The organism is Mesorhizobium sp. M0761, assembly GCF_040320205.1.
Classification (GTDB): Bacteria; Pseudomonadota; Alphaproteobacteria; order Rhizobiales; family Rhizobiaceae; genus Mesorhizobium.
In genome coordinates, this window is the sequence record NZ_JAMYPF010000001.1 from 159,454 (window position 1) to 171,908 (window position 12,455).

The following is a 12,455-nucleotide window of genomic DNA, read 5'->3' on the forward strand; positions in this document are numbered from 1 at the left end:
ACAAATCCGGGGACAAACGGCAGCCTGCAAGGCCTTTTGATTTGAACAAAGTCGAACGACACAGAAACGGGCGGCGCGATCACATGGGCGTCTGGCCGAGATGGCTGGCAGCGTTGATCGTTGCGTTCGCTTTCCTCGCCGCAACTGCTGCCGGCGCCAGCGCTGAAACGCGCTCGCTCAAGCTCTATCACCTCCACACGCACGAAAAGGCCGAGATCGTCTACAAGCGCAATGGCCGCTACGATCCGGCAGGCCTCAGGAAGATCAACATCATCCTGCGCGACTGGCGTCGCAACGAACCGACCAAGATGGATCCGCGCCTGCTCGATCTGGTGTGGGAAGCTTACCGGCAGGCCGGCGCCACCGACTACATCCAGGTCGTTTGCGGCTATCGCTCGCCGTCGACCAATTCGATGCTGCGCAGCCGCAGCCGCGGTGTCGCCAAGGAAAGCCAGCATATGCTGGGCAAGGCGATGGACTTCTACATTCCGGGTGTGCCGCTGAAAAAGCTGCGCAACATCGGCCTGAAGATGCAGGGCGGCGGCGTCGGCTACTATCCGTCGTCGGGTTCGCCCTTCGTCCACATGGACGTCGGCAATGTGCGGCATTGGCCAGGCATCAGCCGCCAGGAACTGGTCAGCCTGTTCCCCAATGGCAAGACGCTGCATGTGCCGAGCGACGGCAGGCCGTTGCCGGGTTATGACCAAGCGCTCGCCTCCTACAAGGCGCGCAAGGGCGCCGGTTCTCCTGCCATCATGATGGCCAGCGCAGGCGGCAGCACCAAGAAATCCGGTGGCTTCCTGTCCGCGTTCTTTGGCGGTGGCGGTGAAGACGAAGCCGACGACAGCGCCGATGTTGCTACCGCCGCGCCGCCGCCGAGAAGCGTGAAGCCGGTGCTGGCTGCCACGAGCAACAACAACAGCAATCTGCCTGGCATCGCGATCGTGTCGCCGCAGAACGCCAAGCGCGCCAACATTCCGCAGCTTGCCGACGACAGCGCTGACGATTCGGAGCCGCAGGACACGCCGGAGACGATCATCGCCGCGCTGCCCGCCAAGGAAGTGCCGCTGCCCGCTTTCGCACCGCGGCCGAAGGCCGATGTCGGCGCGCAACAACCTGAGACCGTGCCGTTCGGCGTGGCCGATGCCACCACCGAACAGACGGTGGCGACGGCGCAGGCGCCGGCCAATGTGCCGTTCGGCACGGCCGATGCGAGCAATGCCGACCAGGGGGCCGATCAAGCTGCCGCTCCGGCGCAGGTCGCGGTCAACGTCCCGTTGCCGACCTGGCGTCCCGACCGCTCTTCGCCGCCGGCTGAGCTTGCGCCGCAGGACAAGGGCGTTCTGCTGGCGCTGGCCGATACGGCTGCCCACAAGCAGACCGCAACCGACGCGTTCTCGGTGCTGCCGTCGCAGCGTCCGGACGAGGTCAAGGCGGTTCTCGAACAGGCCAGCGCCGCCGATACAGCCGGTGCTACCGACGACTATCAGGTTGCGTCGCTTGAGCCGCGCTCGGCGTTCAACGATCCGTCAGGTGTCGATGCCGCATCGCCGCGCGGCGCTATTGCTGCCCGTCCCGCCGGTACCGATCCAGCCTCGGTGATCGGCGCCGGCGTCAAGACGACACGCAAGGAAGCCAGGGCTTCGGCCCGCGACCTGAAGCCAGGACCGAAGGCAGTGGTGGTGGCGGCCGAACCGCAGGCGGCCCGCTGGGCGCTGAGCAGCGGCGACCACATCGCCACCGTTTCCAGCCCGACGACAGCGCCGCGCTATGCCTACAACATCGTGCATACGCCGCCGAGCGAGGTCTACACCGCAGGCTTCCAGGCGGACAACCAGATGGCCGATGCCAACCGCTTCACCGGCAATGCCGTAAAATTCCTTTCGGTCGCCCGCTTCCAGACGAAGTAAGAGCTCGACGGGGTAAACATCGAAGCCGCGCTGGGCAACCCGCGCGGCTTTTTGCTGTTGGCGAATCTCCAGCACTGGCTTCTAGCGTCCCGGAATGCTAACCACCAGCCTGCATTCCCGCTTCGTCTAATGGTAGGACAGCGCCCTTTGAAGGCGTGAATCGTGGTTCGAGCCCATGAGCGGGAACCAAAATCTCAACGCGTAGCAAACCCGGTCGGCGCAGCTGGCGGGTTTTTGTGCCGAGTGCAATTCCGGGAACACTGTGATTTTCCCGGGAAAGCGCGGAGCGCTTCCCTTGGGATTGCGCAAAGATAAAGTAGCGGAGGTTATTTTCCGAGCTTGCTCGCGCTCTGTGCGAGCGCCTCGATCTCATCCCACTTGCCGGCCTTGACCAACTCGTCCGGCGCCACCCACGAGCCGCCGACGCAGATAACGTTGGACAGGCTGAGATAGTCGGCGGCGTTCTTGGCCGAGATGCCGCCGGTCGGGCAGAATTTCACGTCGGCCAGCGGCGAGGCAAAGGCCTTCAGCGAGGCGATGCCGCCGGATTGTTCGGCCGGGAAGAATTTCAGGAACCGCAGGCCGGCCTCGCGGGCAGCCATGATCTCGCCGGGCGTGATGGCGCCGGGCAGCAAGGGAACGTCGCTGTCCTTGGCCGCCGCCAGCAACTCGCGCGTGATGCCGGGGCTGACGATGAACTTCGAGCCAGCCGCCGCTGCCTGGTCGAACTGCTTGGCATCGAGAATTGTGCCGGCGCCGACAATGGCGCCCTCGACCTCACCGGCCACGCGGCGGATCGCTTCCAGCGCATCGGCGGTTCTCAACGTGATCTCGATCGCCGGCAGGCCGCCGGCGGCCAGCGCCCGGGCGAGCGGGACGGCGTCCGCGACATTGGCGATCTTCAGCACCGGAATGACCGGCTGGCCATTGAGCAGCGACAGGAGCTTTTCGGTCTTGCTGGGCATTGGCTTTTCTCTCCCTGGGTGATTTCAACCGACTAGCAGAAGGCCGATTCCGAGTCCACGAAACCCGGCCTGCCGCGATGTCACATGTCGGCCAACGAGCCTGCGGGCGAATACCGACGAAGTGTCTTTAGCTCTGCCTTGAATCCGCTTTGACCACGGTCTAGTGGCTTGGCGATGACCAACCATGAACCCGTGCGCGTCGCCGCGCTCTACAAATTTGCGAGGCTGGGCGACTTCGACGCGCTGCGGGTCTTGCGCACGCCGCTTGCCGCCTTCTGCTGCGGGCGCGGCATCAAGGGCACGCTGCTTCTGGCGCAGGAGGGCATTAACGGCACGGTCGCCGGCAGCGAAGCCGACATAGCCGACCTGATCGCTTATCTCGAGGCCATCGAGGGTCTTGCCGATCTCGAGGTCAAATACAGCACTGCCGCCGAAATGCCGTTCCATCGCATGAAGGTGCGGCTGAAGCGCGAGATCGTCACCATGGGCGTCGAAGACCTCGACCCGGCGACGGGTGCGGGGACCTATGTCGCGCCGGCCGACTGGAACGCGCTGATCTCGGACCCCGGCACCATCGTCATCGACACACGCAACGCGTACGAAGTGTCGATCGGGACGTTCGAGGGCGCGGTGGACCCGCGCACGTCGAGCTTTCGCGAATTCCCGGCCTGGGTGGAAAAACACCGCGACCAACTCGACGGCCGCAAGGTTGCGATGTTCTGCACCGGCGGCATCCGCTGCGAAAAGGCGACGGCCTATGTGAAGTCGCTCGGCTTCGAGGATGTGTTCCATCTCAAGGGCGGCATCCTCAGATATCTTGAAGAGGTGCCGGCCGAAGACAGCCTGTGGCAGGGCGAGTGTTTCGTCTTCGACGAGCGGGTCTCGGTGTCGCATGGGTTGACCGAAGGCGAGGCCGAACTCTGCCGCGCCTGCCGGCATCCGCTGACGCCGGAGAACCGGCTGTCGCCGCATTTTTCCACCGGCGTGTCATGCCCGCATTGCTACGAGGCACGCTCGGATGAGGATCGCACCCGCTATGCCGAGCGCCAGCGCCAGGTCGAACTTGCGCAGGCGCAGGGCAGGGGACATATCGGCAGTTAAGTGCCGCCGACGCCCTGACTGGATCACCACACGACAGAATAGCGGTCGATCACCCACAGCCATGTGCCGTCGGCCTGCCGGCGCGCGACCTCTGAGGTTATCGAGCCGTCGGCAAGCCTGGTCGACGTCAACGCGAGGTCGCCGTTAATGGCCGCCGGGCGCTGCTCGCCGCGCTGGAATTTTCGCCAGCTCGCGGCAAAGGCGCGGATCGCCTCATGGCCACGCGTCAATTCGGCTGCTCCGGTGTCGATGACGGCATCGGGTTCGAACAGCGCTACCATGCCCTCAATGTCTCCCGCCCATTGCCGATCAATTAGCAGGCGCTCCAGATCCTGGGGATCTCGTGCTTGGTCGCGGTCTGGCTGATCGGTCACGGCAAAACTCCTCCCTCGCCGACGTTGCGGCGACACTAACCGAAGCCGAGGCGGGTTTCGACACATCGAATTTGATTTGCGGCATTGCCGGCGCCGATAGCAAAGCGCCGGTCCGTCATTGTAATGTCAACAATCGGGACCTACGTCTGCAACGTCCAAAACCTGCCCGTCCACGTTCGCGCGGGCCCTTTTCTGGAGGCACCATGTTCGACCCCAAGAAGCTTCTCGACGATCTGCTCGGCTCGCAAGTTCCCGGCACAACCGGCACCGTTCGCGACAAGGCCGGGCAGGCTGTGCAGATGGCCAAGGACAATCCGCTGGCCGCCGGTGCGCTGGCCGCGGTGCTGCTTGGAACCGGCACGGGACGGCAGGTCACCGGCACGGCCGTGAAGCTCGGCGGACTGGCTGCGATCGGCGGTCTCGCCTACAAGGCCTACCAGAATTACAAGGCCGGCAATGCACCCGAGCAGGCGCCGGCGGCCGGCCAGCCGGAATTGCTGCCGCCGCCCGCCGACACCGGCTTTCATCCTTCACAGGCGCCACAGGGGGAGGACGAGTTCACGCTGACCCTGGTGCGGGCGATGATCTCGGCGGCCAAGGCCGATGGCCATGTCGATGACGCGGAACGCCAAAAGATCGCCGGCAAGCTCAGTCTGGCCGGCATCGGCACGGAAGCGGAAAAGTTTCTGATGGCCGAGCTGGACAGCCCGCTCGACCTCGATACGCTGGTCGCAGGCGCCAAGACCGATGAGCAGAGGCTCGAGCTCTACACGGCGTCCCGACTGACGATCGACCCCGATACGCGCGCCGAACGCGGCTATCTCGACCTGCTCGCCGGCCGGCTCGGCCTGCCGGATGCGCTCGTCGATCATGTCGAGGCGACGGTGTCGGCGGCCAAGGTGCCGGTTCCGTCAGGCACGGCGCCGAACCCGCGCTGGTAGACAACGCAGCCGCGGCGGGAAAAGCGTTAACTTCTCGTTTACCGAGGAAGCGCATGATTTTAGTTAGTCGGATCGGCTTTTCCTCCTCCCAAGCCCGGTTCAGATCAGGGGGCGGTCGCCAATGACCGCCCTTTTTGTCGGACCGATCACATAAAGCGCGTGGCGCTTCATGTTTTTGTCCGGATGCATGTCGTTCTCTCAGAACCGGGGCCACTTTTGAGCGACATGCATTAGTGTCCGGCTTGCCATGATCGCCCTCATTTGCGATGGGTCGGTGCATTCGGATGCACCCCGATCTGTGCCGGGGATGCGCGGCGCGCAGGAGCAAAATCCATGACAGCCCTCACAGAGAAAACCGCCATCGTCACCGGCGCCGGCACCGGCATCGGCAAGAGCGTCGCCACGGCGCTGCTCAAGGCGGGCTGGAACACGGTGTTTTGCGGCCGCCGCAAAGCGGTGCTCGACGCCGCCATTACCGAAGCCGGGAAAGCGGACGCCAAGGCGCTGGCAGTTGCCTGCGACATCAGCAAGGCCGGCGAAGTCGATGACCTGTTCGAGACGGTGGCCGCAGCCTTCGGCCGCGTCGACCTGCTCTTCAACAATGCCGGCATGAGCTACAAGTCGACGCCGATCGACGAGATCCCGGTCGAGGTCTGGAACGATATTGTCGGCGTCAATCTCACCGGATCGTTCCTATGCGCCCGCGCCGCCTTCGGCGTCATGCGCAAGCAAAAGCCAATGGGCGGCCGCATCATCAACAATGGCTCTGTGTCGGCCTATGCGCCACGGCCGGGCTCGGTGCCCTACACCGCGACCAAGCACGCCATATCGGGGCTGACCAAGACGCTGGCGCTCGACGGCCGGCCCTATGACATCGCCTGCGGCCAGATCGACATAGGCAACGCGCTGACCGATATGGCGCACGCAATGACGGTCGGCGTGCCGCAGGCCAATGGCACCATCGCCGCCGAAGCGGTGATGGACGTCCAGCGCGTCGCCGACGCCGTCGTCCACATGGCCAGCCTGCCGCTCGATGCCAATGTGCTGTTCATGACGGTGATGGCGACCAAGATGCCGTTCGTGGGGCGTGGGTGAAGAGCCGAAGGCCTACCTCTTCAAAAACGACTCGATCCGCTCCAGCGCGCGCAAGATGTTCTCTTCGGAATTGGCGTAGGAGAGCCTGATGTAGCCTTCGCCGAGAATGCCGAAATCGGGGCCGCCGATCAGCGCCACGCCGGCCTCCTCGAGCAGTGCCGAGGCGAGCTTCTTGGCCTTCCAGCCGGTCTTCGAAACATTCGGGAAGGCATAGAATGCGCCCTTGGGCGTGATGCAGGAGACGCCGGGCAGCGCGTTCAGCCCCTCGACCACGATCTTCCTGCGGTTGTCGAAGGCGCGCATCATCTTGTCGACATCGTCCTGCGGGCCGTCGATGGCGGCGATGCCGGCGAACTGGCTCGGCGCGTTGACGCAGGACCAGCAATTGACCGCCAGCTTGCGCACCTTGTCGTAGAGATGCGCGCCCTTGTCGCCATTCGGCCAGATCGACCAGCCCATGCGCCAGCCGGTCATCGCCCATGTCTTCGACCAGCCGTTGAGCACGATCAGCCGGTCGCGAATTTCCGGAAAATTGAGCAGCGAAAAATGCGTCTCGCCGTCATAGGTCATGACGTCGTAGATTTCGTCGGAGAGGATAGCGACCTGCGGATGCGCTTGCAGCCCCTCCACCAGCTTCTCGATCTCGGCGCGCGGCGTGACGCCGCCGGTCGGGTTGGCCGGTGAGTTGAGGATTAGCAGCCTCGTCTTCGAGGTGATCAGCCCCAGCGTCTCCTCGGCCGAGAAGGCAAAGCCGTTCTCTTCGCGGATCGGCACCGGAATGGGCGCGGCGCCGGTGAACTCGATCATCGAGCGATAGATGGGAAAGCCAGGGTCGGGATAGAGGATCTCGGCGCCGGGTTCGCCGAACATCAGGATCGCCGCGAACATGGTCGGCTTGCCGCCGGGCAGGATCATCACATTTTCCGGCGAGACCTCGACGCCGGTGGTGGCCAGCGTGCGCCGCACCACCGCTTCGCGCGTCGCCAGCAGGCCGTTGGCCGGGGTGTAGCCATGGTGACCGTCGCGCAGCGCCTTGATCGCTGCGTCGACAATGTGCTGCGGCGTTTTGAAGTCGGGCTGGCCGATGCCGAGATTGACGATATCGCGGCCCTGTTGAGCCAGTGCGGTCGCCCGCGCCAGCACGGCAAAGGCGTTTTCCTCGCCGAGGCGGTCGAAGGCCGAAATCGTGTGGAGCATTTTTCCCGTCCGTGTGGTTCTTGCTGTTAGGTCGCGTTTTTGTGAGCGTCTGCTCACAAAAGTCAAACGGATTGGAGTTTTGCGTGTCGGAAAATCTCAAAGATTGGCAAGCGCGTCCGCGGCCCGAGCGCAAGCCCATTGACGGGCGCTATGTCCGGCTCGAACCGCTGAGCGCCGAAAAGCATGGCGACGGCCTTTACGAGGCGTCGTCGGTGCCTGACATTGACGGCCGCTTTGCTTGGCTGCCCGACTACCCGCCGCAAACCCGCGCCGATTTCCAGCCATGGCTGGACAAGGTCGAGGCGAGCGAGGATCCGCTGTTCTTCACCGTCATCGACAAGGCCAGCGGCAAGGCCGCCGGGCGACAGACGCTGATGCGCATCGATCCCACCTATGGCGTCATCGAGATCGGCAACATCTATTGGGGGCCGCTGATCTCGCGCAAGCCGGCAGCGACCGAGGCGCAGTTCCTGTTCATGAAGTATATTTTCGACGGGCTCGGCTATCGCCGCTACGAGTGGAAATGCAACAACCGCAACGAGCCGTCAAAGCGCGCGGCGGAACGGTTCGGCTTCAAGTTCGAGGGCATTTTCCGCCAGCATCTTGTGGTCAAGGGTGAAAACCGCGATACGGCATGGTACTCGATCATCGACAAGGAATGGCCGGCGCTGCGCAAAGCCTATGAGGCATGGCTCGATCCTGCCAATTTCGATGGCGAAGGCCGGCAGAAGCGGCGGCTCGAGGATTTCCGCGCCGAGTTCGGCGCGTAACAGGAGTTTCTTCCGATGGCGCACAGCCATGATCATGGTTTGCATGCTGGGCATGGCGCCGGCCACGTGCATGGCTCGACCGACAAGAAGCGTGTGCTGATCGCAGCCTGCCTGACCGCCGGCTTCATGGTGGCCGAAGGGCTTGGCGGCCTTTTGACGGGATCGCTGGCGCTGCTGGCCGACGCCGGCCACATGCTCGCCGACTCGATTGCGCTTGGCCTTGCCTGGTACGCCTTCCATCTTGGCGGGCGGCCGGCGACGGTGCGCCTCACCTACGGCTTCGGCCGAGTCAAGACGCTGGTTGCCTACACCAACGGCATTGCCATCTTCGCCATTGCGCTGTGGATCGTCTACGAAGCCTGGGGCCGGCTGATGACGCCGGCGCCGGTGCTGGGCGGGCCGATGCTGGTGGTGGCGATCGCCGGCCTTCTGGTAAACTTCGCCTCGTTCTTCGTGCTGCATGGCGGCGACCACGACAGCCTCAACATGCGCGGCGCCATCCTGCATGTGCTGGGCGACCTGCTCGGCTCGGCGGCGGCGATCGTGGCGGCGCTGGTCATACTGGCCACCGGCTGGACGCCGATCGATCCGATCCTGTCGGTGCTGGTCTCCCTGCTGATCCTGTCCACCGCGTGGTCGCTGATGCGCGAAGCCGCCCACGTCCTTCTCGAAGGCGTACCGGCAAGCCTCGACCGCGACCTCATCGCCAAGGACATTGCCGGCACCGTCAAGGGCGTGCGCGAAGTGCATCACATGCATGTCTGGTCGCTCGACGGGTCCAGCAACATGGCGACGCTGCATGCCTGCCTCAACGATGGCGTCGATCCGCACCAGGCGGTCAGCGCCATCAAGAAGCGGCTCGCCGCCGAACACGGCATCAGCCACGCCACGGTTGAACCGGAATTCGGCCAGTGCGCCGACAGCCATGACGAGCACGATCATGACCACGACCATGGTGCGCCACCGCATCACGGCCATTATCACTGACAGGGAATTTCATGGCATTGACATCCGAGTTGACGAGTTCCCGCTGTGGCGGGACGGCATGATGGACCGCGACACGCGAAACGCGCTGATTGCCGCAGCCTGGATCATGCTGCTGTTCGGCATCGCGGCGTTCTATCTGCCGACCGTGATGCTGGCCATCGGCAATGTCTCGACCGTACTTGCCGGCATCGTCGGCATCGCCTTCGTGCTGGCATTCTTTCTGGTGTTCTGGTTGCGGGGTCGCAGCCAGAACAAGGGCAAATAAGAGGCTTTGAAATGCGCATCCTGATTACTGGCGCCGCCGGCATGGTCGGCCGCAAACTTGTCGACCGGCTGGCCAGGGACGGCACGCTCAACGGCCGCAAGATCACCGGGCTCGACCTGCACGATATCGTGCCGCCGCAGGCGCCGGCGATGGACGGCGTCAGCATCGCCACGCATACCGGCGACCTTGCCGACGCCGGTGCTGCCGAGAGCCTGGTCGCCTCACGCCCCGACGTCATGTTCCATCTCGCCGGCATCGTGTCGGGTGAGGCGGAAGCCAATTTCGATCTCGGCTACCGCGTCAATCTCGACGGCACACGGGCGCTGTTCGACGCCGTGCGGCTGGCGGGCTTTTCGCCGCGCCTCGTCTTTACCTCGTCGATCGCGGTGTTCGGCGCGCCGTTCCCGGATGTGATCCCGGACGATTTCCACCCGACGCCGCTGACCTCCTACGGCACGCAGAAGCAGATGAGCGAAGCGCTGCTGGCCGACTATTCCAGGCGCGGCTTCTTCGACGGCATCGGCATAAGGCTGCCGACCATCTGCGTGCGGCCCGGCAAGCCGAACAAGGCGGCGTCAGGTTTCTTCTCCGGCATCATCCGCGAGCCGCTGAGCGGCCACGAGGCGATCCTGCCGGTGCCGCGCTCGGTGCTGCACACCCATGCCAGCCCGCGCTCTGCGGTCGGATTCCTGATCCATGCCGCCGGGCTCGACGGTGCCGCTGTCGGGCCGCGCCGCAACCTCACCATGCCCGGCGTTGCCGTCACCGTCGGCGAGCAGATCGAGGCGCTGGAGCGCACTGCAGGCGCCGAGGTGGCGAGCCTGATCCGTGAGGAGCCCGACGAAACGATCTGGGCGATCGTCAAGGGTTGGCCGACGCGCTTCGAGGCGCGCCGTGCAAGGGACCTCGGCTTCAGCGCCGAAAACAGTTTCGATGAAATCATCCGCGCTCATATCGAGGATGAGCTGGGCGGAGATATCGCGGGTCAGGCCTGACCCGCCGAGGTCACACAGCTCCGGACAGGCTCGCCGACAACAGCAACAGCCCGAACAGGAAGACGAAGGCGGCGCCGCCGATTTCGACGACTGTGTGGATGCGGTTGCCCATGCGGCCGTCGCCGGCGAAATAGACCGCCCAGTTCTTGGCTGTCACCGCGATCGTCGCCAGCGCCGAGACTGTGATGGCGGTGCCGATCGACATCGCCAGCACCGAGAGCAGGCCGCCGAGCCACAGGCCGTTGAGCAGCGCGAAGCTGAGCACAATCAGCGCGCCGGAGCAGGGACGGATGCCGACGGCGGCTACTGCCGACCAGGCCGTGCGCCAGTCGAAGCGATCGCCCGACAGCAGCGCCGGATCGGGCGCATGCGAATGGCCGCATGTGTCGCAGACCTCGCCGGCTGGGTGATCGTGATGAGCGTGGTCGTGATGGGAATGATCGTGCGTGTCGTGGTCGTGCGCGGCGTGATCGTGATGATCATGCGAATGGTCGTGATGCACATGCAAGGCGTGCGAATGCGCATGCGCCGCGTGGCTGTGACCGGCATGCGAATGGCCGCTATGGGAATGACCGGCGTGGGCTGCCGACAAGCTGTAGGCGGGCGCCCTGCCGAACCAGCGCTGGACCGTGAGCCCAAGCTTGCGCCACAGCAGCCAGGCGCCGAACAAAGTGACGAAGACATAGCTCATGATCTCCATGAACCAGGCTGCGTCGGTCATCGAGATCGCGGTGCCGCGCAGGACGAAATAGGCAAGCAGCATCACCAGGATCGCGGTCAGGCCCTGCAGCAGCGCCGAAACGAAGGACAGCAGGATACCGCGCCTGAGCGCCACTTCATTGGCCACCATGTAGGACGAGATGACCGCCTTGCCGTGGCCGGGGCCTGCGGCGTGGAAAATACCATAGGCGAAGGACAGGCCGATCAGCAGCCACATCTTGCTGCCGTCCTCGCGCATCGCCTTCATCGCGGTGGCCAGTGCGCGGTAGAATTCCTGCTGGCGCAGATTGATCCACATCAGGATGTGGGCGAACGGGCCGGTGGTGGGCGCCATGCCGTCATTGACACCGATGCCGAGTGAACTCTGGGCATGGGCCTGCCCGAGAAAGTGCGTCATCAGCAGGGCAGCGGCCACGAGGCCGAATGCCAAACGCAGGGACGTTTTCATCACCGGATCTATCCTTCTGGCGGGCAATTCAGTTCGAGCTTGGTGGCGAAGATCTTGCTCATGTCGGTGCCTGTCGGGTCGTTGAAGAACGCGTCCGTCAGGGTCTTCTGGTTTTCCTTGATCGCCTCGTCTGGATCCGGCCGGATGACGCTCTTGGTGCAGTTCGAGGGCAGGCCTTCCACGGTGATGTTGCTATCCTCGGTGAAGTCGATCGCTGTGTAGAAGGTTGGATCGTAGACGCCGAAATCGATCTTGCCGGCGAGCTTGATCGGCACCTTGGGTTCGGATTCGAACAGGATGATCAACTGGTCGTTGTCGAAATTGGCCATCAGATGCGGTGGCGGCGTCATAGGCACGTCCTTGCCGTCGACGGTGACGAGCTGGAAATAGTTGAATTCGGCCAGCGAGGCATGAACGGTGTCGGCGACATCCTTCAGCTCCTTGTCGTCAAGCTTCAGGTCGGAGTTCTTGTCGAACTCCATCATCACCGTACTCGAAAACAGATCATCGAAACGCCAGAGGTGACGCAGCGCTTTCACACTTTGGTGATCCGGCGAGAGGATCACGTCGAGGCGGGCCTCGGCGAAGACATGAGGATGCGCGCCAGCCGCTCCGACGGAGGCAAAAGTCGTCGCCAGGGCCGAAGCCAGCATGATTGCGTGCCGTTTCAGATGCATTCTCGGTCGC

General features: G+C 64.1%; 13 protein-coding genes and 1 tRNA gene. 9 read left to right on the top strand and 5 right to left on the bottom strand.

Features of this window, described 5'->3' with window-relative positions; all coding sequences use genetic code 11:
• Positions 1–83: 83 nt before the first annotated feature.
• A complete protein-coding gene (gene mepK, locus NKI32_RS00780; RefSeq protein ID WP_352758749.1) occupies positions 84–1,910 on the top strand; it encodes a peptidoglycan L,D-endopeptidase MepK in 1,827 nt (608 codons plus the stop codon).
• Positions 1,911–2,025: 115 nt separating this feature from the next.
• Positions 2,026–2,099 (top strand) — tRNA-Gln (locus tag NKI32_RS00785).
• Between the two features lie 137 nt (positions 2,100–2,236).
• Here NKI32_RS00785 and NKI32_RS00790 read toward each other — a convergent pair.
• Positions 2,237–2,875, bottom strand: coding sequence for a 2-dehydro-3-deoxy-phosphogluconate aldolase (locus tag NKI32_RS00790; protein WP_023671938.1), 639 nt, complete (start codon positions 2,873–2,875; stop codon positions 2,237–2,239).
• Between the two features lie 174 nt (positions 2,876–3,049).
• Here NKI32_RS00790 and trhO point away from each other — a divergent pair, with 174 nt between their 5' ends.
• On the top strand, positions 3,050–3,976 hold the full coding sequence (gene trhO, locus NKI32_RS00795; protein WP_023686394.1) for an oxygen-dependent tRNA uridine(34) hydroxylase TrhO: 927 nt from the start codon (positions 3,050–3,052) through the stop codon (positions 3,974–3,976).
• A 23-nt stretch (positions 3,977–3,999) separates the two neighbouring features.
• Here the strand turns inward: trhO and NKI32_RS00800 are convergent, their stop codons facing one another.
• Complete coding sequence (locus tag NKI32_RS00800) at positions 4,000–4,350, bottom strand: YybH family protein (RefSeq protein ID WP_353001545.1); 351 nt, start codon at positions 4,348–4,350, stop codon at positions 4,000–4,002.
• 203 nt (positions 4,351–4,553) lie between these two features.
• On the opposite strand from NKI32_RS00800, the gene NKI32_RS00805 reads away from it, so the two are divergent.
• Positions 4,554–5,291, top strand: coding sequence for a tellurite resistance TerB family protein (locus tag NKI32_RS00805; protein WP_023671935.1), 738 nt, complete (start codon positions 4,554–4,556; stop codon positions 5,289–5,291).
• A gap of 333 nt (positions 5,292–5,624) precedes the next feature.
• Positions 5,625–6,386, top strand: coding sequence for an SDR family oxidoreductase (locus tag NKI32_RS00810; protein WP_023671933.1), 762 nt, complete (start codon positions 5,625–5,627; stop codon positions 6,384–6,386).
• A gap of 12 nt (positions 6,387–6,398) precedes the next feature.
• Here NKI32_RS00810 and NKI32_RS00815 read toward each other — a convergent pair whose 3' ends face one another.
• The gene (locus tag NKI32_RS00815) at positions 6,399–7,583 is read right to left on the bottom strand and encodes a pyridoxal phosphate-dependent aminotransferase (RefSeq protein ID WP_023671932.1); all 1,185 of its coding nucleotides are present in this window, start codon (positions 7,581–7,583) and stop codon (positions 6,399–6,401) included.
• An 83-nt stretch (positions 7,584–7,666) separates the two neighbouring features.
• On the opposite strand from NKI32_RS00815, the gene NKI32_RS00820 reads away from it, so the two are divergent.
• Genes NKI32_RS00820 through denD form a run of 4 tightly spaced genes read left to right on the top strand, consistent with a single transcriptional unit; the run spans position 7,667 to position 10,600 of the window.
• The gene (locus tag NKI32_RS00820; protein ID WP_023671931.1) at positions 7,667–8,353 is read left to right on the top strand and encodes a GNAT family N-acetyltransferase; all 687 of its coding nucleotides are present in this window, start codon (positions 7,667–7,669) and stop codon (positions 8,351–8,353) included.
• A gap of 15 nt (positions 8,354–8,368) precedes the next feature.
• The gene (locus NKI32_RS00825) at positions 8,369–9,340 is read left to right on the top strand and encodes a cation diffusion facilitator family transporter (RefSeq protein ID WP_352499075.1); all 972 of its coding nucleotides are present in this window, start codon (positions 8,369–8,371) and stop codon (positions 9,338–9,340) included.
• Positions 9,341–9,398: 58 nt separating this feature from the next.
• Positions 9,399–9,605, top strand: coding sequence for a hypothetical protein (locus NKI32_RS00830; protein WP_352499163.1), 207 nt, complete (start codon positions 9,399–9,401; stop codon positions 9,603–9,605).
• A gap of 11 nt (positions 9,606–9,616) precedes the next feature.
• Entirely contained in the window at positions 9,617–10,600 is a 984-nt protein-coding gene (gene denD, locus NKI32_RS00835; RefSeq protein ID WP_352499076.1) for a D-erythronate dehydrogenase, read from the top strand.
• Between the two features lie 10 nt (positions 10,601–10,610).
• Here the strand turns inward: denD and NKI32_RS00840 are convergent, their stop codons facing one another.
• Together NKI32_RS00840 and NKI32_RS00845 are read right to left on the bottom strand one after the other, a co-directional pair.
• Positions 10,611–11,768 (bottom strand): nickel/cobalt transporter, encoded by a 1,158-nt coding sequence (locus tag NKI32_RS00840; RefSeq protein WP_502897895.1) that lies wholly within the window; start codon positions 11,766–11,768, stop codon positions 10,611–10,613.
• An 8-nt stretch (positions 11,769–11,776) separates the two neighbouring features.
• Complete coding sequence (locus NKI32_RS00845; protein WP_023671926.1) at positions 11,777–12,445, bottom strand: DUF1007 family protein; 669 nt, start codon at positions 12,443–12,445, stop codon at positions 11,777–11,779.
• Positions 12,446–12,455: the final 10 nt, after the last annotated feature.